Below are 26824 nucleotides of genomic sequence, written 5' to 3'. Positions count from 1 at the left end.
AATCACCCCTTCAATATGTGTTTATTATATTATTATTAACACTTTATTTAATTTAATACACATGATTGATTAACTAACATAAATATATTTATTTATAAATTTCCATATCCAAAATAGCCTTCTCAACTAGACTATCAATATCTAAAACTGATTCAGATTTAATTATCTCAATTAACCTTGGTTTTGTTTTTGGATGTTTAGGAACAAAAATTGTACAACAATCCTCATAAGGCAAAATAGAGGTTTCATAAGTTTCTATTTTTCTTGACACATCTATAATATCTATTTTATCCATAGCGATCAGTGGTCTAAACACTGGTCTATCAGAAACATCATCACTTACTACAAGTCCCTCCATAGTTTGACTAGCTACCTGCCCTATGCTTTCTCCTGTAGTTACTGAATTTATGCCATATTTTTCGGCTAGAGCACACGCAAGCCTCATCATAAATCTTCTCATAATTATTGTTAATTCGTCTTCTCTACACTTTTCTATAATTTGCATTTGGATTTCAGTAAAAGGTACAACATACAAAGTCAATTTACCGGTGTATTCTTTTAAAATACTAGTTAATTGCTTTACCTTATCCTTTGCTCTTTCACTAGTATACGGATGGCTATGATAATAAACTGCATGAAGTTCTACCCCACGTCTTGCCATCATGTAGCCTGCAACAGGTGAGTCTATACCTCCTGATAACATAAGCATAGTACTACCATTCATTCCATAAGGTAATCCACCCACTGCCTTTATTCTCTTAGCATAAATGTATGCCATATTTCTTATTTCAACATTTATTGTACACTCCGGATTATGTACATCTACACTTACGTCTTCGTTATTTTGTAATATATAACCCCCTACTTTTCGACTTACGTCCATAGATCCTGGGCTAAATTTTTTGTTTGCTCTATTAGTTTCTACTTTAAAAGTTTTAGCGGCGCTTTCTATCATGTCTAAAAGTGCTTGCTTTTCAATACTCTCCATAGAAGCTTCAACCTGTGTAACTACGCAAACCTCCATTACTCCAAAAACATTTTTAACCTTCTCTATAATTCCCTCCATCATTTCTGAGTATATAAACCATCTTCCTTGATCCTCAACAAATTCGTAATTTAAGTCTCTTATAGCATTTTTTATATTGTCTTTAAGTTTTTTTTCGAATTTACCTCTGTTGAGCCCTTTTAAAAAGATTTCTGGTGCAAATTTTACTAAAATTAATTTTCTCATCTTTTGACACTCCTTCTGTGATTCATTATCTTTTGTTCATCTTTCTTAAAAACTTTAGTGATTTATTTAATTCGATTATAACATAGTCTATTTCATCCTTATTATTGCACTCTGAAAAACTAAACCGTATAGTTCCACCTTGCTCCTCTAAACTTCTTCCAAGTGCCTTTAATATTTCACTACTTTTATGATTTTTAGAAGAACATGCTGAACCTGTAGAAACATATATCCCTTTTGCTTCTAATGCATGAAGTAATACTTCTCCTTTAATCCCTTTAAATGAAACACTTAATATATACGGTGTGAAATACTCTTCTAGTTTGCTATTAATTATAACATCATCTAACTTAGACAGTTTTTCTATAAAATATTTCTTTACCTCTAAAACACTGTTAAAATTCTCATGTTGATTTTTGCAGCTAGTCTGTACTGCAGTTCCAAATCCCACAATTCCAGCAAGATTTTCTGTACCAGATCTTAAATTTCTTTCTTGTCCTCCACCATTTATTAAGCTACCTGGTATAAGTCCTTTCCGTATATATGCAAATCCAATTCCGCGTGGTCCATGTATTTTATGTGCACTAGTAGATAGTAAATCAATATTACACTTTTGTACATCAATAGGAATCTTTCCGTAACTTTGTACTGCATCCACATGAAATTTAGCCCTACTACTTTTCTCTTTAATTCGTTTTCCTATAAGCTCAATATCCTGCACTACACCTACTTCGTTATTAACGTGCATTACGCTAACAATTTGAGTATTCTTATCTATACTGTCTATAAGATTTTCTATATCAATTCTACCACTTTCATCTACATCAATATAAGTAACCTTTATTCCTAAATCTTCTAACGCCTTAAATGTGTCTAATACACTTGGATGCTCTATTTTGGTAGTTATTATATTTGAAGATGTTTTAGCAAACCCCTTTATAAGAAAATTATTACTTTCACTTCCTCCTGATGTAAATATTATTTCCTCACTGCTAGCATTTATGCTACTCGCAATATTTACCCTTATCTCCCTAAGTTTTTGCTCTGCCTTAAACCCCAAACTATGTGCTGAAGATGGATTACCATAATAATTTCTCATAGTACTACATACATCCTCAATAACTGCTTCATAAGGCTTAGTAGTTGCACTGTTATCTAAATATATTTCCATGTTTTTATCTCTCTCCTCTAAATATCGTTAAAGAATCCACTAACTGTATATATTAATTCTTACTATTTCACTCTGTTTTATTTAATTATAAATATGTTAATTATTAATGTCAATAAATAAAAAAATATCCTGTAAAGAGTGAACCTGATATGGAGCTGATGATTATAGAATGGTTTAAGAAAAAAATTGAATCATCACATATTGCGACATAACATATAGGTTAATGCTTACTTTTATGGTAAAATAAATTTATTGGAATATATAATTTATCAACTGACATTTGAGTAATTTCACTAAATTTAAATCGCGTAACCTTAGTATTACACTACAAATTGAAGGAGTGATAACCATGAAAAATACTGACAAAAAAAAGAGTATCCTCGCCGATATGTCTTTGCTTTTAGTTGCAATTTTTTGGGGCGGTGGGTTTATAGCTGTAAAAGGTGCTTTAGATAGTCTTACACCTTTTTATATTATGGCAATGCGTTTTAGTATTTCCACAATAATTATGCTTTTAATTTTCAGAAAGAAGGTTAAACTTATTACTAAAAATGAACTTAAGGTTGGAACTTTGGTTGGACTTCTCTTGTTTTTAGGCTTTGCTGCTCAAACTATTGGTATGAAATATACAACTGCTGGTAAAAATGCTTTTTTAACTGGAACTAATGTAGTTATTGTGCCCTTCCTTTATTGGGTAATTAGCAAAAAAAAGCCAGATACATATTCATTAATATCTGCATTTTTGTGTTTTGTTGGGATAGGAATGCTAACCTTAGATGGAGGTATACGTATTGGGCTAGGTGATGGTTTAACTCTACTATGTGCAGTATTTTTTGCAGCTCATATAGTTTCTGTTGGATTTTTCACTGAAAAAGTTGATGCTATATCACTTGTAATAATACAGTTAGGTGCCGCTGCAGTATTTTCAATTATAGCCGCTTTAATTTATGAACCAATGCCACAATCATTAAATTCAGATACAATATTTGCAATTGGTTATTTAGCGATTTTCAGCACAATGATTTCATTTATCATACAAAATGTAGCACAGAAATATACCACTTCTACTCATGCTGCTATTATCTTATGTTTAGAATCTGTTTTCGGTTCTATTTTATCTGTTGTAATGCTTAATGAGATATTTACATCAAAAATGATTTTAGGATGTTTAACTATATTTATCGCAATTATTACAACAGAAACTAAATTGAATTTCTTAAAAATGAAGAAAATATCCGCTACTCCATAAAACAAATATAAAGAACTCATGGGAAAATCATTGCCCATGAGTTCTTTATATTTCAATAATATGATATTTAAATGCATTTATAAGAGTGGTGGTGTTATAAATCATTTTTCTATCACCTTTCCCATAGTCCAAATGCTGATGAGCGTAAAAAAAATATTTCGGAGAGTATTTATTTAAAATATCGATAAATACTTCAAATCCCTGATGACAAAGATCCTTTCCATCCCCCATACCTTTTGCAGGTGAATGTGTGACTAATATATCAAACCCCTTATTCTTCCATAAACACAATTTTAATTTCGAAACTCTTTTTTGCATTTCCTTTTGAGAATATTGAAAAGGGCCTTTATTATAGTCAATAGATCCTCCAAGGCCTAGTATTCTAATATTTTTATATACTATTATCTTATCATCAATAGGGATACATCCAGCTGGCGGCTTTTCTAAATATGCTATATCATGATTACCGTTAACATAAAATACAGGTGCTTTAATCATATTCGCTAGATATTCTAAATAATCTGCTTTTAAATCTCCACATGAAATTACCATCTGAATTTCTTTAAACCTTTCACAATCAAAATGATCCCAAATGTAACTATCTTCTATATCTGAAACTAATAGAACTTTAACTTTAATCACCTACTTATCTTCTGATTATTTACTCCTCCACCGGAAGTTTTCCTACAACATTGTCTACAAACCAGTCCATATATAACATATCCTCGTAGTTTCCTATATCACCATCATTTATCCTAAGTTGACCTTTTGTATCGTGCACCGGACCAGTAAAAGTGTGGAATCTGTTTTCAATAATTAATTCGCGCATTATAACTACTAATTTTTGAGTTTGAATTGGTACATTATGTTTTGAATATATAATATCCACAAGTCCCGAGTCCATCCCCCACCAAAAACTTACTCGTTTAGATTCAGTACTAAAAATACCTTTAAAACTACCATTTACTATATTTCTAAGTATTTTCTCATAAAACTGTCCCCAATCCCATGTAATTAAAGCATAGTTCACTTCCGGTATCCATTTACCCTCTTTTTCACTATACTTTAGTGAATATAGTCCAAAATCTCTTGACCCCTTACCTAAAGCTGTTAGGTCATTTTGCATTATGAGATCTGCACCGAGCCTTTGAAGCCCTTGAATTAATTCCTTTGAATGATTGATATCCCCTGTTTCATTAAGCCAAGAAATCATAACTTTCGCATTCGGATTTACAGTTTTAACACCTAATGAAAAAGCATTAATCCCCGTTATAACTTCTGTTTCATTATAAATATCTATATATCCTATAATATTTGATTTTGTAATAGCCCCGGCAATAAGCCCTAGTAAAAACCTTGGTTCATGAGAACGCCCAAAATAAGTACTTACATTTCTAAAAGCCTTTACGGGAGAGCAGTTAAAAAATTTAATATTGTCATACTTTAAAGCCGCCCTCAAAGTTATATTAAGATAAGATGGACATGTAGTAAATATAATGTCATAATCTTTTTCACATAACTCCCTTAATCTTTCATAACTATCACCCTCAGTTTGAAAATTATCTATAACAAAAGTTTCTATTTCACCTTCTAATTCATTTTGTGCATACAGTCTTCCTAGATTATGAACATAACTCCAACCTGATGTATCAATAGTCTTTTCAAAAATAAAAGCTACTCTTAATTTTTTATGTGGGCCTACTAAATTTGTAAATGAAGTAATAACATTTTTCCTGCGCACATCAAAAGGTTCCGTTTGGATTTCTACTGCATTGTTTCTTGAAAGTATTTTAAGTTCTCCTAAGAACTTACGAACCCTTGATTTTCTCTTTGTTTCTATGAATTCGTCTGAGATTCCATAAATTTTTATATATTTTAAAAACGCATCTCCAGTGGTAATATTTAATTTATCTCCACCTAATTCGTAAAAGGTATTTCTAAAAGGTGAATAAACATTTTTTAAAAAATGCTCGTATTTATTTGAAAATAAGTTAAGCTTCGGATTATATCCATCCAAATACTTCAAAAGCTCGGTAAAGCTACCCTCCCTGGAAAACCAAATAGCATTTATCCCAGTCTCATTATTAAAGTTCAAAAATTCATAATATATTATGTTATTTAAATCATTCTCATCCTTTTTAGGAACTAGCCTAGTAACATCGCCCTCTATCGCATAGGCATCCACGTATTTTAATACACTTACACGCTTATTTCCCTCCATAACATAAAATTCATTCATATACTCATAAATTTTTACAGGGTCAATTATTCCATCTTTAATGTGATGAGCATAGACCGCTTGCCATTTCATAGAGAATTCGCTATCAATACTAGCTAGAGGAAGAAAGTTCGTTGCAAAATCCCTACTCCTTGTATAAAAATAGGATCCTATTATTTTTTTTAATGGAATGCTTTTTATTCCTAAAGGGACTTCCGCTACTATATCTATTTTTTTTAAAATACTATCTAAGGATAATATATGGCCAGAAGCCCCTCTTGATATGTCCATGTGATATTTAACTTTAGCCAATTTGCTAGCCTTTTTATATTCTTCAACAGATGAAAAACTGATCATACACTCACTCCTTAATTTTTCCAGCTATCCATACCATTACCACAACAGCCTATTATGGTAAATATTCTTTTATATATTATAATATACCAAAATGTATTTAACAACATTTTGATAGATACTGATATGTTTAATAGATTATTAATAAATAACTCTATTAAACATGTTATAATAATATTGTAAGATATCTAACAACCCAAAATATAAATCTTTAAAGGATGGTAAAGTATGAACATAGCATTTTTTCTTACACCTAAAAGTGAACTTGTTTATGAAAAACCAAGCTCTACAATGAGGCAAGCATTAGAACGGATGGAGTACCACAGATACACATCTGTGCCCTTAATAAATGAAACAGGTAATTATGTAGGTACTTTAACAGAAGGTGATTTATTATGGAAACTAAAGAATACTCCAAATTTAAGTTTTAATGATACAAATAAAATTTTAATTGAAGATATCCCAAGGCATATCTCTAACAAAGCAGTATTAATTAGTGCAGATATAGAGAGCTTAATATCACTAGCGAAGGATCAAAACTTTGTCCCCGTTGTAGATGATAATGGTGTTTTTATAGGAATAATTAAAAGAAGTGATATAATAACTTATTGTTATAATTTATTATACGAACATAATGAATTGAAAGCTTTAATTTAATTAAAGCATAAGCATACTAGAATAAATATATAATTTAAATAAAACACCTATACTAGCTTAATATCTAGTATAGGTGTTTTACTTTTATAAATTACTAGCAGCCTTTTTATCTAAAATTATTGTTACATCATTATGAAGCTGCAGAATTGAAGCAGGCATATTAGGATTTATTTTACCTTTAACAGCTCTTTCTATAGCTTCAGCCTTATTTAAGCCGTTAGCAAGTAAAATAATTTTCTTAGAGTTCATTATTGTCTTTATTCCCATACTTATCGCTTTTACTGGTACATCCTTTCTTGACTTAAAAAACCTAGAATTAGCTTCTATTGTTTGTTCATTAAGATTAACTAAATGCGTTTCTGCCTCAAAGGTTACATCTGGTTCATTGAATCCAATATGCCCATTTCCACCTATACCAAGGATCTGCATATCTATGCCGCCAACTTCTTTTATTTTATTTTCATAGCCTCTGCATGAAGCCTCAATATCCATTGCCATACCATCAGGCACGTTAATATTTTTTACGTTTACATTTATACTATTAAACAAATTATTAATCATATAATTATAGTAGCTTTGAGGATCTTCTCTATTAATTCCATAATATTCGTCCAGGTTAAAAGTTCTGACCTCATTAAAATCTACTTCTTTTTTGTTATACAACGCAATTAATTCCTTATACATGCCAAGTGGAGTATCTCCAGTAGCTAGGCCCAATACACTATCAGGCTTTAACATAACTTGGCTTGCAATCATCAAAGCAGCTTTTTTACTCATTTCTTCATAATTATCTAAAACTAATATTCTCATATTCGCACCACCTTATAATAATACTCAAAATTTTACTTTTGAGTTTCGTAAACTATTTTGCCTTCTACTATTGTTAAAAATACATCTATATCATTATCAAAAACAACTATATCTGCATCGAATCCAGCCTCTAACCTGCCCTTTTTATTATCCATATTAATAACCTTTGCCGGAACATGCGATGCCATTGCCACTACCTCATAGATTTCTAAATCACTATGATTTAACATGTTTTTAACAGCCTTATTTAAGGTTAAAACACTACCTGCGAGTGTTCCATCCTGAAGTCTTGCAGCTCCATTTTCAACTGTTACCTTCTGTCCACCAAGCTCATAATTGCCACTCTTCATACATCCAGCTCTCATAGAATCTGTTATAAGTACCATTTTATCTTTATGTTTGATATTTATGAGCATCTTAAAAATTGCTGGATGAACATGTATTAGATCCGCTATTAGCTCGCATGTTATATCATTTGTGAAAATTGCACCTACAATTCCTGGTTTTCTATGATTTAAGGGAGTCATAGCATTGAATGTATGAGTCGCATGTGTTATGCCATCCTCAATAGCACGTACAGCCTCTTCATAACTTGCATCTGAATGACCTACTGATAATGTAATTTTAGAATTACTTTTTACTTTTTTTATAAAACTATGATTTTCATCCTTTTCTGGCGCAAGGGTTATAATTTTAATAATATCTAAATAATCCTTTATAATATCATAATTGGGCTTTATAATATTATCCGCCTTCTGAGCCCCTTTGTACTTCTCATTTATGAAAGGTCCCTCCATATGTGCCCCTAGAATCTTTGCCCCTTCATTTTCTAATGACATTGCCTGTCTAATAGCATCTAACGCACTATATATACTAATTGAGTCCATAGTCATTGTAGTAGGTAGATAAGATGTTACTCCATTTTCAGCTATTGTAGTACTTATAACCCTCAATGCCGTAGCCGTTGCATCCATGGTATCATAGCCTCCGGAGCCGTGAATATGAATATCAATAAAGCCAGGTGATACATATTTACCCTTAGCATCTATCACTAGTATTTCTTCCTTATACTCTTTTTTATACTGAAGGAAGTTATCATTATTTATAATGTCTATAATTTTTGTATCGAAAATTATTACACTATCATAAATTATTCTATCTCTCATAATAAGTTTTCCATTAACTATAGCTTTAATATTAATCACCTCATCAAATATTTGAATATAATTATTATAATGTTGCTAATGCCTTAGCTACATTTCCCTTGGTCTTTTCCAAGGCTTCTTTTGCTTTTTTAAGGGTTACATCTTTTTTAATTTTAACAATACACACTTTAGGGTCATATTCGCAGATTTCTAGATTTTTATTCACTAGGGCATCATCCACACCTGTGGAAAGCTTTACTATTTCGCGTACACGTTGTTGTAACTTCTTATTAATAGGTCGTACATTAACCATCAAGTTAGTATAAGTTTTGCCAAGTTTTATCATTGCCACAGTGCTTAACATATTTAAAACCATTTTTTGTGCAGTACCTGCTTTCATTCTAGTTGATCCTAGTATTAATTCTGATCCAACCTCTATAGCTATAGTAACTTCGCAAATATCTTTGATTTTGCCCTTTGAATTACATATAAGTGCTATAGTTTTGCAACCCATTTCTTTAGCGTATTCCATAGCGCGTACAACATAAGGGGTATTACCACTAGCTGTTACGCCGACTATTACATCTTTTTTATTTATATTTACCTTTTCTAAATCTAGAATCGCCAGTTCTGGATCATCCTCCGTATGTTCAAGCCATCCACTTATTGCCTCTTTTCCACCAGAGATAATTCCTTGAACCATAGAATCCGCGGTACCAAATGTAGGAGGACATTCTGATGCATCCATTACTCCTAATTTTCCACTTGTGCCACTGCCAATATAAAAAAGCCTCCCACCATCTTCAAAGCTTTCAACTATTAGTTCCACAGCTTTCTCTATATTACTTAGCTCATTTTCAATAGCTATAGCTACTTTTTTATCCTCATCATTCACTTTCTTAAGAATTTCAAAGGTGTTCATTGTATCTAAATTAAATTTATTTTCATTATTTCCCTTCATAAAAAACCTCCTTATTTATCTATGGGGTATATGACAATTCTGGATTGTTTTCCTATTATTTTAAGTTTATTTGATATTTATACTTATCACTTCTATATATGGCTTTGGTATATTCAATTGGAGTTTCATTTTCTAAATAGGTGGTTCGCCTAAATATTAATGCCAAAGCATCATTTTCTTGGTTAAGAAGGTTACTTTCATATTGATTTAACATTGTAGGTTCAATTGTTTGTTTCGCTTTATCCGGATGATGACCATACTTTTGACGAAAAATTTCATACAGTGATTTATCTTCAATAATTTCTTTAGTCATTCCATTAAATAAAAAATATGGAAGCCACGCTGTTTCAATTGCTACTGGTTGCTGATCACTAAATCTCAGTCTTTTAATTTCAATAATTTTATTTTCATCTTCAGGCATTTTCAGTTCAAGCTTGCATTTCTTTGTTGCGTCTATTACCTTAAAAGATAATATTTTAGTTTTTGATACCACTCCATTTTCTTGCATTTGCTCAGTAAATCCTTTGAGCCGTGATATTTCACTATTAACCTTTGCAGTAGACACAAAAGTCCCTTTTCCCTGTTCTCTATAAATTAACCCCTCATTTACTAAGGACATAATAGCCTTATTTACGGTCATTCTGCTGACCCCTTGAATTTCACACAGTTCTCTTTCTGTTGGAATTGATTCCCCTGGCTTTAAAACTTCATTTTCTATCATTTCCTGTAATATTTCTTTTATTTGATAATGAAGTGGTATAGGGTTATCCTTCGAAATTTTTCTCAAATTTTTCCCTCCTTGATTAATAATATTTTTTTTGGTAAATTAGTGCACATATGCAATTTATATGTTATTATATTGTTATGTTGTTATGTTGTATATACCAATTATATTTCAAATTTGTTTTTTTTACAACCTATTTGAAACAACAAATTACAATTTAGTATTAATAGCTATCTGATTCGATTATAGAGTCCATAGAAAATAGTTTAGATTTATAAGGCATATGCTCTTTTATTCATCTATTGTAAACCTTTAACGATTTTTTTATCATGTATATCATGGTGTTAGATTTCTTAAATATTCTTAGTACTGAGTAATACTTAATAATATCTTTTCACCTATATTAATAAATATCACTGCATTTATCCCTATAATTTAATCATGTAACATGCCATGAAAACCACAGGGTAGATAAAAATTAATAATTTTTATCTAATCCAAAAACGAGGAGGTACTAAAATGTCTAAAAACAACAAATTTTCATCAAATCTTCAAAAACTTGGAAAAGCTATGATGACGCCAATTGCAGTTATGCCTGCAGCCGGACTACTATTAAGATTGGGAGCTCCAGATATATTTAATATTGCATGGATGTTCGCTGCCGGAAATGCTATTTTTGGCCATCTTCCTATAATTTTTGCAATTGGTATAGCTATAGGTCTTGCAGATGATAACAATGGAGTTGCAGGTCTTGCAGCTGCAGTTGGTTATTTTGTATTAACTGAAGTTGCTGTCACTTTTAATGCTAAGATAGATATGGGTGTACTAGCAGGTATTATCGTTGGTATATTATCTGGTTACCTATACAACAAGTATAAGAGTATAAGGGTTCCAGATTTCTTAGGTTTCTTCGGTGGTAAACGTTTTGTTCCAATTATAACATCCTTTTACACTTTAATTATAGGTGTGGGCGCTGGCTATATTTGGCCTCATATTCAAGATATTATTAATAATGCAGGGAATGTTATTGCTCACTCTGGTTCTATAGGCGCCTTCTTTTATGGAGTCCTAAATAGATTGCTTATTCCTTTTGGATTACACCATGTTATGAACACACTTGTTTGGGTACAGTTTGGTACCTTTACGGATGCTGCTGGTAAACTTATTACAGGAGATATGACTAGATTTTTCGCACTGGACCCAACTGCTGGAACATTTATGACAGGCTTTTTCCCAATTATGATGTTTGGTCTTCCTGCTGCATGTCTTGCAATGATAGCTACAGCTAAAAAAGAAAATAGAAAAGCTGTAACTGGAATGCTTCTTGGTATTGCTTTTACTGCTTTCCTAACTGGTATTACAGAACCAATTGAATTCTTATTCATGTTCATTGCACCAGCACTATATTTAATTCATGCTATATTAACGGGAGCAGCTTTTGCCATAACTTCTGCTTTAGGAATTAAATCTGGTTTCACTTTCTCTGCAGGTATACTTGATTATGTTCTAAGCTTTGGAATCGCAAGCAAGCCAATACTTTTAATAATAATAGGTTTAATATTCGGTGTTATTTATTTCTTTGTTTTCTTCTTCTCTATTAAGAAGTTCGACTTAAAGACTCCAGGTAGAGGAGATGATGAAACCTCTCCTGCACTTGCTAAACTAAATACTTCTGAGTTAGGTCTTAGAGCTATTAGTATGTTAGAGGCTATTGGAGGCAAAGCAAATATAAAGACTATAGATGCTTGTATTACAAGAGTAAGGTTATCTATTAAAGACAATTCTCTTATTGATGAAGCTAGATTAAAGCAGCTTGGGGCTACTGCTGTTATGAAAATCGGAAACAATAATTACCAGATTATTGTTGGTACCATTGCTGATCCACTAGTAACTCAAATGAAAATTGCTATGACACGATAGTCCTTAATTACATAAAAAAGGTTAACAAGAACTTTTCGTTCTTGTTAACCTTTTACTATTTTTAGCTATTAATCTTCATTGCTCTCATTGAATTTAACACTGCAATTAAAGCGACTCCTACATCACCAAAAACAGCTTCCCACATAGTTGAAATTCCGAAAACTGCCAATGTTAAAATAACTGCTTTTACACTTAGTGCAAAGATAATATTTTGCAGAACAATTGTTTTTGTTCTTTTAGCAATTTTTATAGCTTCAGCAATTTTTGATGGTTCATCTGTCATTATTACTATATCTGCCGCCTCTATTGCAGCATCAGAACCTACACCACCCATTGCAATCCCAATATCTGCTCTTGCGAGCACCGGTGCATCATTAATTCCATCTCCTACAAATACTATCTTCCCTTTAGGCGATTTTTCTTTTTGAAGCAATTCTAACTTTTCTACCTTCTCGTGTGGAAGAAGTTCTGAATAAACTTCATCTACACCAAGTATTTTTCCAATACTCGTCGCTATATCTTTATTGTCACCAGTAAGCATTACTATTTTTTTAACACCCATAGATTTCAAATCGACTATTGCTTGAATAGAGTCTTCTTTTATCTCATCTGAAATTATAATACTACCTGCATATTTCTTGTCTATAGCTACATATATTATTGTGCCTACATTTCCAGCTTTATTATAGGAAATTTTCTCACTATCCATTAACTTTGAATTACCAGCTAACACATGTTTCCCTTTAACTTTAGCCCTAATACCTTTTCCAGCTATTTCTTCGACGCCTTCAATATCTTCACTACGTATATCTTTGCCATAAGCTTTTATTATAGATGTAGCAATAGGATGATTAGAATTGCTTTCTGCATGAGCTGCATACTCTAATAATTCATCCCTACTTATCTCACCTTCTGTATGCATCTGCGTAACCACAAATACTCCTTTAGTTAGTGTTCCTGTCTTGTCAAAAATCACTACTTCAACGCTATTTAATGCCTCCAAGTAATTTCCACCTTTAACCAAAATACCATTTTTAGATGCACCACCTATTCCTCCAAAAAATCCAAGTGGAATAGATATTACGAGTGCACAAGGGCAAGATACTACTAAAAATACCAATGCTTTATATATCCATTGTGAGAAAGTAGCACCAGGTATTAAAAGGGGTGGAAGTATTGCTAGTGCTGTTGCACTTATAACTACAATCGGTGTGTAATATCTTGCAAATTTAGTTATAAAATTTTCAGTTGGTGCTTTTTTGCTGCTAGCATTTTGCACTAAATTCAAAATTTTTGCAAGGGTTGATTCTCCAAATTCTTTCGCAACCTCTATAGTTAATAATCCATTTTTATTTATGCACCCTGCCAAAATTTCATCGCCGCTTTTAACTTCTCTTGGAACTGATTCACCAGTTAATGCCGCTGTATCTACTAATGATTTTCCTTCTATGACAATACCATCTAATGGTACTTTTTCTCCTGGTTTTACTATTATAATATCCCCAATGTGTACTTCCTCTGGATCTACCTTTATAATTTCATCTTTAATTTTTTTATTTGCATAATCTGGCCTTATATCCATAAGCGCAGATATAGATTTCCTTGATTTATTTACAGCGACATCTTGGAAAAATTCTCCTACTTGATAAAAAAGCATAACCCCAACGCCTTCTGAAAATTGTCCAATAGAAAATGCTCCTACTGTAGCGAGTGCCATTAAGAAATTCTCATCAAACAATTGTCCTCTTAATATATTTTTCACTGCAACTATTAGGACGTCTCCACCAATTAATAAATAACTTATGAGGAATAACGCAAATTCAATTAAATAATCTAATTTAAACAAAACTGCTACGATGAAAATTACTACACCTACAGAGAAACGTATAATTTTATTTTTATTAGTTCCTTCTTCACCGTGTTCATGTGCGTGATCATGGTTATGATCATGGTTATGGCTATGACCATTTTCCTCATGTTTAAATGTTTTTACTTGTTTTACTATAAATTTAACACCAGGTTCTATTCTTTCAACTATTTTTTTTGCATCATCTATAACACTTGTTATTTTTTCTTCACTTTGAAATTGAATTACTAAGCTTTTAGTGACAAAATTTATATTTGCATCTAATACTCCATCTATTTTTTTACATTGAGCTTCAATTTTGTTTGCACAATTAGCACAACCTAGACCTTCTAAAATGAATTCTCTTTTTATTATAGTACTCATTTTCTCCCCCACTTTCAAAGTTTTTATTTGCTTTTATATTATAAATTTTTCTTTATGTAATAGAGTATTATCTAAGTTCCTTTATGTGTATAAGTCCTTGGTCAAAAATTTGTTTAACATGCTGATCATCTAAAGAATAGTAGACAACCTTTCCCTCACGTCTATACTTAACAAGTCTAGCATTTTTAAGCACACGAAGTTGATGAGAAATAGCTGATTGAGTCATATTAAGAAGAGCAGCTATATCACAAACACACATTTCAGTTTCAAATAACACACAAAGAATTTTAATTCTCGTACCATCTCCAAAAACTTTGAAAAGCTCTGCTAAGTCATATAACGTTTCCTCACGTGGTATTGATTTTCTTACTTTTTCTACTACATCTTCATGTATATTAGAACATGTACAAACCTCTATGTTTTTTCCCATTTATTCCACCCCTTTCATATGAACACATGAATCATTGTTCATATGTTCATTATATGTTACCAATTAATACTTGTCAACATTCCTGGGAAATAATAGTTCATTAGTTTTATAAAATTTGTAATCAAAAAATTAAAACCCTAATCATGTATTTATTCATGATTGGAGTTTTAATTTATTAATTATTAATAGTGCTTATATTCTTAATAATATCAGTAATAATATCAATTCTTTTAAACGGTGTAATAAGATAATATCCATCTACATAAGGGTAGATTTCTTCCGCTATTTCAGTAGATATTTTAATTGCAAGAACCCTAGCTTCTTCTTTTGAAATGTCCTTATATAGTTCTATAATTTCCTCAGAAACGCTTATTCCAGAAATTTCATTGTTCATAAAGCAAGCATTCTTATAGCTTACAATCGGAATAATTCCACCTAATATCTTAGCAGGTAATTCACTACGTGCCCGTTTTAAATTTTCTACAGCCTGCTTTGTTAAAATTGGCTGTGTTAAAAACATAGTTACTCCACTTTCAATTTTCTTTTTTGCGTGTAATAGTTGGCTACTAAAATTAATAGCATTTACGTTTAAAGCACCACAAATATTAAAAGGTGATGAAAATGTTATATCATTTAGATTGGTTATATAGTTAGCAAGTATTGCAGAATTAAAACTAAACATCCCCTTAACCTCGTCACGCTGGGCTGAGGGTATAGGGTCACCTGTTACCACTAAAACGTTATTTACCCCCTCAATATTTAAGCCTAGAAGTAATGCCTTTGTAGCATTAATATTTCTATCGCGACATGTCATATGTGGAATTGTTGTGATGTCGAGTTCTCTTTTCAACTTACAAGCGAGTAGACTACTATCTACCCTTACTCTTGCAATAGGACAATCTGCAATGGTTATTGCATCAACTCCATTCTCTTTAAGACTCTTAGCACTATTCATAAAAAATTCAATTCCTGTATCAAGTGGTGGGTCTAATTCTACCGCAATAATTTTTTTCCCAATTCTGATTTTTTCCAGGAGAAGGTTTTTAACAATTAATTTCTCAATTTTAACTTTTCCAGTTTTACTCGGAACAATTTCGCGTGTTGATAAACCTTTTATTTTTGCAACAGTTTCCCTTATAAATTCTGGAGTTGTACCGCAACAACCACCAATAATAGCCACACCTTGCTTTGCTATTTCTAGCATTTGCACAGCAAAATATTCTTTAGTATTATTAAAAAACGTACGATTATTTATTATTGTTGGATACCCTGAGTTTGGCATAACAGAAATAGTTTTATTTTCTATATTAAGAGTTTTAATATATTGAAGTAAGTGATATGGCCCAGAAAAGCAGTTGAATCCACAGGCATCAATAGTTGGTATTTGCGAAACTTTCTCTATAAATTTTTCACCATTTATTCCAAGTCTTGTAAACCCTTCTGGTGAAACCGCAAGTTCCATCAAAATATATGTATTTGGATTTTTCTCCTTAATATACCTTGAAATCTCAGCAAGATATTCATCACTGCTAAAAGTTTCAAATATAAAATATGTTGCACCGAGATCTAAAAACAAATCTACTATTTCTTTGTATGCCTCCCATAAATCCATCATTTCTAAAAATGGTATTGGCCCAATATCGGCAAAAACTAAAACCTCAGTACCCTTTGTGGCTTCCCTTGCTATCTCATAACCTTTTACAATAACCTCTTTAACCGTATCGAAATTACTTTCAAGGCTAATTTTATTTGCTCCAAATGTATTGGTTTTAATTGCCTTGCAACCAGCATTTATATATTCCTTATGTATATTTAGTATGGTATTTTTATCATAAATATTTGCAAGTTCACATTTGGATAATGGATTTTCACAAACGCTTGCGTAATATGTCCCCATTGCGCCATCAAAAATTAATGGTTTTTCTTTAATATTCATAAATTCCCCCACTGAAGTTTTCTCTTTGTTACAGTATAGAACTCTCACTTATATAAGTTGGAGACTTTCCTTCTGAAATGTCGTTAAAACCATTTGCGTGTTTCATCTAACATTTTAAAATTAGTTAAATCATAATGAAGTGGAGTTACAGTAACATACCCCTCTTTAAAATATATTGTGTCAGAATCATCCTCATGAATATCTATTACCTCACCCTTAATTTCATATTGAGTTTCATTATTTTCTCCAATAGTTTCTATATAACGGTTGTTATACAATCTACTTCCAATTTTACATACTTTAATTCCTTTTATTTCATTATCCCTTAGTATAGGAATATTCACATTTAATACAATATCATTCTTAATGTTATTCTCAATAGCCTTAAGCAATATCTTTCCAGCATATTTAGCTGCCATTTCATAATTTTCAATATTTCGCTTAATTTCCATAGAAACCGCCATAGCTGGTATTTTATAAATAGTTGCTTCTATAGCTGCAGAAACTGTACCGGAATATAAGACATCAGTACCTAAATTTAATCCTTTATTGATTCCGGATACTACCATATCTATTTTACAATCACTTTTACTATCAATGAGCTTATTAATTGCTATTTTTACACAATCTGCTGGTGTTCCATCTACGCTATAAGCTTTTGATTTTAACCCTTCAATTTTTGTTTCTCTAACAATAAGTGGCCTTGTAAGGGTTATGGAATGTCCGCAAGCGCTTTTTTCATTATATGGTGCTACAATAATTACTTCATGATTTTTTTCGAGTTCTTTAGCTAAAGCATATAACCCCTTTGCATTTATACCATCATCGTTTGTAAGCAATAATCTCATTTTCATCCCTCCCATTATTCACTATTTTAAAATTTCAAATAGTATATGTATATATATTATAGCAAAATATGGTTCAACAGGATACAAACCGTCCAAATATAATTCTAATTGCATAGCATTTAAATATTATTTGTAAGAAAGCTTTAAAATACAAAGATAGTCCAAGGGAGTAATTAAAATTACTCTCTTGAACTATCTTTATGTTTCTTCTATCTTTTTTTAGCAGGTACCATATGAATAGCTTCACCTTTTAACCCTAACACTGCTTCTTCAAAAGCTTCAGATAGTGTTGGATGAGCATGTATCATGCTAGCGATGTTTGAAACATTCATATTATTATTTATAGCCATAGCCCCTTCATGAATTAAATCCGATGCATGAGGTCCCATTATATGCACTCCAATGATTATATCCTCAAGCGTTGCTATAACCTTTACTAATCCTTCTCCTTCACCTAGTGCTAATGCCTTGCCATTAGCTCCAAATAAAAATTTACTTGTTTTATACTCCATTCCCTTTTTTTTGGCTTCGTTTTCTGTTATGCCTACGCAAGCTATCTCTGGAAATGCAAAAATACAACTTGGTATTATTTCACTAGAATAAGGAGCAATATAACCCATAATTCTCTCAACCACTTTTTTACCTTGATGCGTTGCTGCATGAGCAAGCATACTTATTCCATTCACATCACCAATAGCATAAATACCTGGAATGTTAGTTTCATAATTTTCATCTACCACAATAGCTCTTCTATTAAGCGATATACCCAAATTCTCAATATTAAGCCCTTCAGTCATAGGCGTTCTACCAACGGATACCAATACATTATCTGCCGTAAACACAATTTCTCCTTTTTTCCCATCGGCAGTTACAATTAGCTGTTCATTAGATTTTTCAATACTAATTACCTTTGTGTTGATACTCATATCTATACCTTTTCTTTTAAGTGAAACACTCAATCTCTTTGTTAAATCAGTATCCACTTGAGCAAGAATACTTGGCAAGAACTCTATAACAGTTACCTTTGATCCTAATGCATTAAATATACCTGCAAACTCCACACCTATAACACCGCCGCCTATAATTGCTAATTTATTAGGCACTTCTTTAAATTCTAATATATTTTCACTAGTAAATACTCCTGGTAGATCTATACCCGGTATATTAGGTATTAATGGAATAGACCCAGTTGCTATAATTATATTTTTCGTTATTATTTCTCTTAATTCTCCATTCTTAAGAGAGATAGAAACTGTATTTTTATCTTTCAAACAAGCTGTCCCTAAAATTACATCTATATTATTTGACTTTAATAATTGTTCTACCCCGTTCACTAGTTGATTAACTATTTTGTCTTTTCTATTTTGAATTTCTTCTACGCTAAAACTGTAACTATCTACCACGATTCCAAATTCATTAATATTCTTTAAAGTATTTAAAATTTCAGCATTTCTATATAGCGCCTTTGTAGGAATACATCCTCTATTTAAACATGTTCCACCAAGCTCACCTTTTTCTACAATACAAACCTTAGCACCCAGCTGAGCTGCACGAATAGCAGCAACATATCCCCCAGGGCCTCCCCCAATTATAACTATATCCTTCTCCATCACTGCTCCTCCTCCTATAAATCAGTATAACTTCGGAATATCTTAACGACATTTCAGAAGGAAAGTCTCCCACTTCTATAAGTGGGGTTACTTGCCCCAACAAATAGAAAACTTCAGCGGGAGTATAAATCTCCTTCTGAAGTCGTTAATACATCTTCTACGAAGATGTTACAGCTCCGCAGGAGATGATTTAACTATCCCGAAGTTATATTAATTAGTATATTTTAAAACTGGATATCTAGCAGCTCGAACTTCATCAAGCCTTCTAACAAGAGTATCATATGGAGCATCCTTTAGTAGCTGTGGATCTTCTATTGCTTCTTCTGAAATATTTATCATAGCTTCAATAAAATCATCCATAGTTTCAAGACTTTCCGTTTCCGTAGGTTCTATCATAATTGCATTTTCTACAATTGTTGGAAAATATATTGTAGGCGGATGATATCCATAATCTAGAAGTCTCTTGGCAATATCTAATGTAGTTACCTCACTTGGTCCCTGCTTTAAACCTCCTAAAACAAATTCATGCTTGCAAACTCTATCAATTGGTAAATAATAATAGTTCTTTAGTTTGCTTTTCATATAATTTGCATTAAGCACTGCCATTTCACTTGCCTTCTTTAGTCCCTCAGCGCCCATTGAAAGTATATAAGAATATGCTTTAACAAGTACTCCGAAGTTCCCATAGAAACTCTTTACCTTTCCAATAGATAGTGGTTTATCATAATTAAGAACAAATTTTTCTTCTATTTTTTCTATTATTGGGACAGGCAAATATTGTATAAGTTCTTTTTTAACTCCTACTGGTCCGCTTCCCGGTCCACCACCACCATGTGGGGTAGAAAATGTTTTATGAAGATTCATATGGACAACGTCAAATCCCATATCTCCTGGTCTTGCTATACCCATAATGGCATTTAAATTTGCTCCATCATAATATACGAGCCCACCAGCTTCATGTACTAGATTTGTTATTTCTTTAATATTCTCATCAAATAAACCTAAAGTGTTTGGATTTGTTAGCATTAATCCCGCTATTTCATCGTTTAATACAGATTTCAAACTATCTAAGTCTACACTACCTTTTTCATTAGATTTAACTTCTACAATTTCAAAGCCTGCCACACTTGCACTGGCTGGGTTAGTTCCGTGAGCTGAATCTGGAACTATAATCTTTTTTCTTTTAAAATCCCCTTTATTTTCATGGAAGGCTTTTATAATCATAAGTCCAGTAAGCTCTCCATGGGCCCCTGCTGCAGGTTGAAGTGAAACCTGATCCATTCCGGATATCTCAGCTAATTTTTCACTAAGTTCATACATTAATTGTAAGGAACCTTGTACCGTTTTTACACTTTGATATGGATGGATCTGAGTAAATGAGGTCATAGACGCCATATCTTCGTTAATTTTCGGATTATATTTCATAGTACACGAACCTAAAGGATAAAAGCCAGTATCTACCCCGTAATTCTTATTAGACAATAGAGTGAAATGTCTTATAACATCTACTTCACTTACTTCCGGAAGGGATATGTCTTTTTTGCTTAGCAAATGCTCAGGTATCATTTCGCTAATATCGATACTCTCTACATCACAACAAGGTAACGTATATCCTCGTCTTCCTTCTTTTGAGATTTCAAATATTAATTTATTATACTGTTTCATTTTATCCCCTCCATTGCAGTTATTAGCTCACAAATTTCTGGTTTTGTTCTTTTTTCTGTTACACAGAATAGTAGAGCATTTTTATGGTCAGGGTAATTTTTCTCTATATCATATCCACCAATTATATTATTTTCTAATAATTTATCGTTAATAATACTAGCCCTTTCCTGTCCCTGAATTACGAACTCCTTAAAGAAAGGTTTATTAAATACTGGCTCGTATTTTTCTAATTTAATTATTTCATTAAAAGCATAGTGCGCCTTTTGAGTGCTTTGATATGCCACTTCTTTTAATCCCTGTTTTCCCATAGTTGTAAGATAAATTGCAGCAGTTAATGCATTTAAAGCTTGATTTGAACATATATTAGAAGTCGCTTTTTCGCGTCTTATATGTTGTTCCCTAGCTTGAAGCGTTAATACAAAGGCTCTTTTTCCATCTACGTCGATGGTCTGACCTACAATCCTTCCTGGCATTTTTCTCATAAGTTTTTTCGTCGTTGCCATGAATCCCAAATAAGGTCCTCCAAAATTCATTGCATTTCCAAGTGATTGGCCTTCCCCTACCACAATATCTGCTCCTATTTCTCCTGGAGTTTTTAATATGGCAAGAGATATAGGATCTACACTCATTATTAGAATAGCTTTATTATCATGAGTAATTTTTTCAACCGACCTCATATCTTCAATTATTCCAAAGAAATTAGGGTTTTGAACTATAACTCCTGCCACACTGCTATCTACAAGTTCTTTTAATTTTAGAGTATCAGTAACTCCTTCCTTCTCATCTACTTCTATTAGTTCTAATCCCTTAAATTTTGCATAGGTATGAATGACTTTTCTAATTTCTGGATGTACTGTTTTAGATACAATTATAGATTTTCTTTTTGTATGCTCAGCAGCCATAAAAGCAGCTTCAGCGCAACTCGTAGCACCATCATACATAGATGCATTCGCAACGTCTAGTCCGGTCAAACTGCATATCAATGTTTGATATTCAAAAATAGCCTGAAGAGTACCTTGGCTTATCTCTGGTTGATAAGGTGTATATGATGTATAAAATTCTGATCTTGAAACTATATGCTTTATTATAGAAGGTATATAATGATCGTAAACTCCAGCTCCTAAAAAACAAACTAACTCTTCAGCGCTTTTATTTTTATTACAAAGTGATTTTACGTGTTTTTGTACTTCCAGTTCTGACATGGGTGAATTTATATTTAGATCTCTATTTAATTTAAGGTCCTCTGGTATGTCCTTAAACAATTCCTGTACAGACTCCGCACCCACACTTTTTAACATTACCTTTTCGTCTTCTAAAGTATTAGGTATATAAGGAAACATCTTATTTCTCCTTACTGCAATATTCATTATATTGCTCTTCGTTCATAAGCTCTTTTAATTCTTCCTTATTTGCAATTTCTATAAGAAACATCCAATTTTCATAGCAGTCTTCGTTTACTAATACTGGGTTATCTACTACATCATCATTTACCTCTAAAATCTTTCCACTAAATGGAGTATACATATCAGAAGCTGCTTTAACAGACTCAATGACCCCAAAAACATCCCCACTAGTAATTTCTGCATCTACCTCTGGTAGCTCAACAAAAACAATATCTCCTAAAGCATGTTGTGCATAATCAGAAATTCCAACGTATGCAATATTACCTTTAATTTTTATCCATTCATGATCTTTACTATAAAATAATCCCTTTAATGTTTTCATTTAAAATCCTCCTAAATTTTATTTGTTATAATTTTTCTTATAGAATTTTTTACTTATTACTTCAGCTTTTAATGCTTTACCTCTAATCCCAATTCCAATTTCTGTACCTAATTCTGAGTATTTAGAATCTATTAAAGCAAGACCTATATTTTTCTTTAATGTAGGCGAGAAATATCCCGTTGTTACCACCCCGATTTTTTCTCCGAATGCAGTAACTTCATAACCATGTCTTGGAATCCCTCTATCCTTCATTTCAAAGCCTACTGATTTCCTCTTAAGACCTTGTTCTTTTTGCTTTAAAAGAGCTTCTTTTCCTATAAATCCAGTTTTTTTAAGCTTTACAAAAAATCCAAGTCCTGCTTCAAGCGGTGTAATATCTTGAGATAATTCGTTTCCATATAAAGGGAGGCAAGCTTCGAATCTTAAAGTGTCTCTGCAGCCTAGCCCTGTGGGCTTAAGTCCTTCTTCCTCACCTATATTAAGTAGTTTATGCCATAATTTTTCTATTTCCTCTGGGGAAGTGTATATTTCAAACCCATCCTCACCTGTATATCCTGTTCTTGAAATAAGACATTTTACACCATCTACAAGAACATATCGTTTACAATAGAAAAATTTAATTTCATCTAAATCTATATCAGTTATTTTTTGAAGTATCTTTTGTGCCTTTGGTCCTTGAATCGCAACCTCTGCTATTTCATTCGAGATATTAGTGAGTTCCATATCATAGGTGCCCTTATTGTCAATCATCCATTGAAAATCTTTCTCTATGTTCCCTGCATTTATAACAAGATAGAAATGTTCCTTACCAAATTTATATATTAAAAGATCATCAACTACTCCTCCGTTTTCATAGCACATAAAAGTATATAGTATTTGATTATCTTCAAGTACTGCTACATCATTTGTAACTAAATTTTGTACAAATTCGAAAGCCTCGGCTCCTTTTACTTCCACTTCTCCCATGTGTGACACATCGAAAAGTCCAGCAGCGGACCTTACAGCCTCATGTTCAGAAATTATCCCTTCAAACTGTATTGGCATTTGCCACCCAGCAAAATCAACTATTTTCCCACCATATTCTTTATAAACACTGTATAATGGCGTTTTTTTTAAATTTTTCAAACTAATCCCCCCATTTTTGTAAAATATATTCATTAAAATATAAAAAAAAATGATTGTTTTTTTATTCTCTTTCATGTTTCATTATACTGCCTTTTGGTATATAATTCAATTAAATATATATTTTGGTTTAAAGATTCAAATCTAAAGTTAATGCAAGGAGGAAATAATATGATTTATATAAATAACACAAATACAAGTCCCTATTTTAACTTAGCAGCGGAAGAATATTTACTAAAAAAATTTAAAGAAGACTGTTTTATGCTCTGGAGGGATGAGCCTTGTATCATCGTCGGAAAAAACCAAAATACCTTATCAGAAATTAACCTAGACTATATAAGAACAAATAATATTCCTGTGGTAAGGAGATTGTCTGGTGGAGGCACTGTTTTTCACGATTTAGGCAATTTGAATTTCACTTTTATCAAAAATAGTAGTGAAGAAAATTTTAATAATTTCAGAAAATTTACCTTGCCAATTTTAAATGTTTTAAATTCACTTAAAATAAATGCTGAATTTAGTGGAAGAAATGATCTAACCATTGAAGGTAAAAAATTCTCAGGCAATGCACAATATAATTACAAAAACAGAGTTCTTCATCATGGCACCTTGCTTTTTTCATCAAATATTTCGGATTTATCAAAAGCATTACAAGCTAAACCTTTAAAATTTCAAGACAAAAGTATTAAATCCGTATTAAGCAGGGTAACCAATATAAGTTCTCACTTAAAGCAGCCTATACCTATCATGGAATTTAAAGAGTTGATTATGAACTATATTATTACAAAAGATAATTCAGATTCTTTGTATGAATTTACTCCATATGATTTAAATAGTATAAATAAGCTTGCCACTGAAAAATATTCTACTTGGGAATGGAATTTTGGCCATTCACCAAAATATAATTTCACAAATGAAAAGAAATTTTCATTTGGAACTGTTGAATGTAATATGGAAGTACAACATGGAATAATAAAAGATATTACGATATATGGTGATTTCTTTAGCAAACTTGATATCTCGGACATAGATGCTGCCCTTATAGGCGTAAATCATGTGGAATCTGATGTAAAAAAAGCGCTTTCAGCCTTTAATATATCTGATTATTTTTCAAATGCAAATATAGAAGATATTTTAAGTTGTATGTTTTAAAAAATTCTTCTTGACTATATTTGAATTTGCTAATAAAATATAAAGAAATAATAAAATTTACATTTGGGATTATAATTTTTTAAAATATTTTTATTGGAGCAACTTAGATTATTATCTAATGAAACTTTCAGATAAGAGGACATGTAGTAAAAATGCAGTGCTTTTGCCGCTTTTTTACTTCATGTCTTTATATATTTTAGCGACATTTCAGCTCCGCAGGAGATGATTTGACCCACTTAAATGAGTTTTCTATTATTTTAAGACTAACAAAAGAGAGGATGATTTATTCTGGAAGCATCAAAAGAATTAGATTCTATCAATAATTCACCAAAAACACTAAAGAAAGAAATCGGCTTACTAGAATCCATTACCCTAGTTATAGGTATGGTTATAGGTTCAGGGATTTTCTTTAAACCTTCTATTGTATTTAAAAACGCAGGATCTCCAACCATGGGAATACTTGCTTGGATCGCCGGTGGCATTATAACTATGGCTTCTGGTCTTACTATAGCTGAAATAGCAGCAGCTATTCCAAAAACTGGTGGTATATTTATATATCTTAAAGAACTTTATGGAGAAAAATGGGCATTTCTATTTGGTTGGGTACAGACGGTTATTTATGTACCTGGTGCCGCCGCAGCACTCGCAATAGTTTTAGCAACTCAAGCTACTAATTTTGTACCTATGAGTCCAATCCAGCAAAAACTATTTGCAATATTAATGATATTTGTTATCACCACTGCAAACGTGTTATCAACAAAACTTGCTAGTAAAATTCAGTTCATTGCAACTGTTGCAAAACTAATTCCAATTTTTATTATTATTGCCTTAGGCCTTATAAAAGGAACAGCTCACAGTTTTTCCTTGCCACTAGGGACTACTGCAGCCGGAGCTGGTTTTGGAGCTGCTATGCTTGGAACACTTTGGGCTTATGATGGCTGGGTAGGCGTAGGTAATATAGCAGGTGAACTTAAAAATCCTAAAAAAGACATACCAAAGTCCATAATTTTAGGGCTAATCGTTATTATAACAGTGTATGTTTTATTTAATTTAGCAATTATAAACATAATTCCTATAACAGCTGTTATTAGTTCTAATAAAGTGGCTTCTGATGTTGCAACAGTTTTATTTGGAAAATTTGGTTCATTGTTTATAACTGCTGGCATATTAATTTCAATCTTTGGAACATTAAATGGTTACCTAATGACAGGAGTTAGAATACCCTTTGCCATGGCTCGAGATAAACTTTTACCTTTTGATAAGATCCTCGGAAAAGTTAATCAAAAATATCAAACTCCATTAAACGCTTTTATTTTCGAGGCAGTACTCGCCTCTTTATATGTATTTAGCGGTTCTTTTGATACCTTAACTGATCTTGTTATATTTGTTTTATGGATTTTCTTCACAATGGCAGTAGCTGGTATCTTTATATTAAGAACAAAACATAAAGATTTAGAGAGACCTTATAAAGTACCCTTCTACCCAATAGTTCCACTCATCGGAATTACTGGAGGTATCTATATCCTAGTAAGTACACTTTTAACTGATACTTCAAAAGCACTTATAGGACTTGCAATAACCTTAATTGGATTGCCTGTATATTGGTATATTACTAAAAAGAAATAATACGATTCGTATGAAGTTTCTCCTGCATGGCACCAACTAAGAG

General features: G+C 32.0%; 22 protein-coding genes. 5 read left to right on the top strand and 17 right to left on the bottom strand.

All coding sequences use genetic code 11. The annotated features are described in order from the left end of the window. Nucleotides 1-88: 88 nt before the first annotated feature. A complete protein-coding gene (gene thiI, locus ACWJJT_RS15190) occupies nt 89-1231 on the bottom strand; it encodes a tRNA uracil 4-sulfurtransferase ThiI (RefSeq protein WP_216301972.1) in 1143 nt (380 codons plus the stop codon). Between the two features lie 25 nt (nt 1232-1256). Continuing rightward, a complete protein-coding gene (locus tag ACWJJT_RS15185; RefSeq protein WP_462955290.1) occupies nt 1257-2399 on the bottom strand; it encodes a cysteine desulfurase family protein in 1143 nt (380 codons plus the stop codon). Between the two features lie 349 nt (nt 2400-2748). On the opposite strand from ACWJJT_RS15185, the gene ACWJJT_RS15180 reads away from it, so the two are divergent. Beyond that, entirely contained in the window at nt 2749-3648 is a 900-nt protein-coding gene (locus ACWJJT_RS15180) for a DMT family transporter (protein WP_462955289.1), read from the top strand. A 45-nt stretch (nt 3649-3693) separates the two neighbouring features. Here the strand turns inward: ACWJJT_RS15180 and ACWJJT_RS15175 are convergent, their stop codons facing one another. Then, entirely contained in the window at nt 3694-4290 is a 597-nt protein-coding gene (locus tag ACWJJT_RS15175) for a metallophosphoesterase family protein (protein WP_224579026.1), read from the bottom strand. A 19-nt stretch (nt 4291-4309) separates the two neighbouring features. After that, nucleotides 4310-6223: a BMP family ABC transporter substrate-binding protein gene (locus ACWJJT_RS15170; RefSeq protein ID WP_462955288.1), complete on the bottom strand. Its 1914-nt coding sequence runs from the start codon at nt 6221-6223 to the stop codon at nt 4310-4312. 225 nt (nt 6224-6448) lie between these two features. On the opposite strand from ACWJJT_RS15170, the gene ACWJJT_RS15165 reads away from it, so the two are divergent. Beyond that, the gene (locus ACWJJT_RS15165) at nt 6449-6877 is read left to right on the top strand and encodes a CBS domain-containing protein (RefSeq protein ID WP_165411673.1); all 429 of its coding nucleotides are present in this window, start codon (nt 6449-6451) and stop codon (nt 6875-6877) included. Between the two features lie 84 nt (nt 6878-6961). On the opposite strand, the gene nagB is transcribed toward ACWJJT_RS15165, so the two are convergent. The 4 genes from nagB to ACWJJT_RS15145 are packed head-to-tail and all read right to left on the bottom strand — an operon-like array spanning nt 6962 to nt 10580. Then, entirely contained in the window at nt 6962-7687 is a 726-nt protein-coding gene (gene nagB / locus ACWJJT_RS15160; protein WP_220286052.1) for a glucosamine-6-phosphate deaminase, read from the bottom strand. Nucleotides 7688-7719: 32 nt separating this feature from the next. After that, entirely contained in the window at nt 7720-8883 is a 1164-nt protein-coding gene (nagA, locus tag ACWJJT_RS15155; protein ID WP_220286196.1) for an N-acetylglucosamine-6-phosphate deacetylase, read from the bottom strand. 34 nt (nt 8884-8917) lie between these two features. Then, the gene (murQ, locus tag ACWJJT_RS15150) at nt 8918-9793 is read right to left on the bottom strand and encodes an N-acetylmuramic acid 6-phosphate etherase (protein ID WP_462955287.1); all 876 of its coding nucleotides are present in this window, start codon (nt 9791-9793) and stop codon (nt 8918-8920) included. Between the two features lie 55 nt (nt 9794-9848). Beyond that, a complete protein-coding gene (locus tag ACWJJT_RS15145) occupies nt 9849-10580 on the bottom strand; it encodes a GntR family transcriptional regulator (protein ID WP_165411670.1) in 732 nt (243 codons plus the stop codon). A gap of 456 nt (nt 10581-11036) precedes the next feature. On the opposite strand from ACWJJT_RS15145, the gene nagE reads away from it, so the two are divergent. Beyond that, nucleotides 11037-12437: an N-acetylglucosamine-specific PTS transporter subunit IIBC gene (gene nagE / locus ACWJJT_RS15140; RefSeq protein WP_462955286.1), complete on the top strand. Its 1401-nt coding sequence runs from the start codon at nt 11037-11039 to the stop codon at nt 12435-12437. A gap of 61 nt (nt 12438-12498) precedes the next feature. On the opposite strand, the gene ACWJJT_RS15135 is transcribed toward nagE, so the two are convergent. The 9 genes from ACWJJT_RS15135 to gcvT form a co-directional block, all read right to left on the bottom strand. Then, the gene (locus tag ACWJJT_RS15135) at nt 12499-14667 is read right to left on the bottom strand and encodes a heavy metal translocating P-type ATPase (protein ID WP_462955285.1); all 2169 of its coding nucleotides are present in this window, start codon (nt 14665-14667) and stop codon (nt 12499-12501) included. A 67-nt stretch (nt 14668-14734) separates the two neighbouring features. Next, nucleotides 14735-15097 carry an ArsR/SmtB family transcription factor gene (locus ACWJJT_RS15130; protein WP_165411667.1) on the bottom strand — a complete coding sequence of 121 codons (363 nt, stop codon included), beginning with the start codon at nt 15095-15097 and terminating at the stop codon, nt 14735-14737. 175 nt (nt 15098-15272) lie between these two features. After that, complete coding sequence (locus ACWJJT_RS15125) at nt 15273-17033, bottom strand: bifunctional homocysteine S-methyltransferase/methylenetetrahydrofolate reductase (RefSeq protein ID WP_216301964.1); 1761 nt, start codon at nt 17031-17033, stop codon at nt 15273-15275. An 83-nt stretch (nt 17034-17116) separates the two neighbouring features. Continuing rightward, nucleotides 17117-17881, bottom strand: a complete 765-nt coding sequence (gene surE / locus ACWJJT_RS15120) for a 5'/3'-nucleotidase SurE (protein ID WP_462955284.1) — start codon at nt 17879-17881, stop codon at nt 17117-17119. Nucleotides 17882-18090: 209 nt separating this feature from the next. Next, the gene (gene lpdA, locus ACWJJT_RS15115) at nt 18091-19491 is read right to left on the bottom strand and encodes a dihydrolipoyl dehydrogenase (protein ID WP_216301962.1); all 1401 of its coding nucleotides are present in this window, start codon (nt 19489-19491) and stop codon (nt 18091-18093) included. Between the two features lie 210 nt (nt 19492-19701). Continuing rightward, nucleotides 19702-21156 carry an aminomethyl-transferring glycine dehydrogenase subunit GcvPB gene (gene gcvPB / locus ACWJJT_RS15110; RefSeq protein WP_216301961.1) on the bottom strand — a complete coding sequence of 485 codons (1455 nt, stop codon included), beginning with the start codon at nt 21154-21156 and terminating at the stop codon, nt 19702-19704. Next, complete coding sequence (gene gcvPA, locus ACWJJT_RS15105; RefSeq protein ID WP_462955283.1) at nt 21153-22496, bottom strand: aminomethyl-transferring glycine dehydrogenase subunit GcvPA; 1344 nt, start codon at nt 22494-22496, stop codon at nt 21153-21155. The genes gcvPB and gcvPA overlap by 4 nt, the downstream gene beginning before the upstream one ends. A gap of 1 nt (nt 22497) precedes the next feature. Beyond that, complete coding sequence (gene gcvH, locus ACWJJT_RS15100; RefSeq protein WP_462955282.1) at nt 22498-22881, bottom strand: glycine cleavage system protein GcvH; 384 nt, start codon at nt 22879-22881, stop codon at nt 22498-22500. 18 nt (nt 22882-22899) lie between these two features. Continuing rightward, the gene (gcvT, locus tag ACWJJT_RS15095; RefSeq protein ID WP_462955281.1) at nt 22900-24006 is read right to left on the bottom strand and encodes a glycine cleavage system aminomethyltransferase GcvT; all 1107 of its coding nucleotides are present in this window, start codon (nt 24004-24006) and stop codon (nt 22900-22902) included. Between the two features lie 168 nt (nt 24007-24174). On the opposite strand from gcvT, the gene ACWJJT_RS15090 reads away from it, so the two are divergent. Together ACWJJT_RS15090 and ACWJJT_RS15085 are read left to right on the top strand one after the other, a co-directional pair. Then, nucleotides 24175-25155, top strand: a complete 981-nt coding sequence (locus ACWJJT_RS15090; RefSeq protein WP_462955280.1) for a lipoate--protein ligase — start codon at nt 24175-24177, stop codon at nt 25153-25155. Nucleotides 25156-25443: 288 nt separating this feature from the next. After that, entirely contained in the window at nt 25444-26781 is a 1338-nt protein-coding gene (locus ACWJJT_RS15085; RefSeq protein WP_462956794.1) for an APC family permease, read from the top strand. Nucleotides 26782-26824 lie beyond the last annotated feature (43 nt).

It is taken from the genome of Clostridium sp. CM041, from assembly GCF_055081035.1.
Note: the sequence above shows the minus strand (reverse complement) of the source record. Positions and strands in the feature narration are given on the sequence as shown.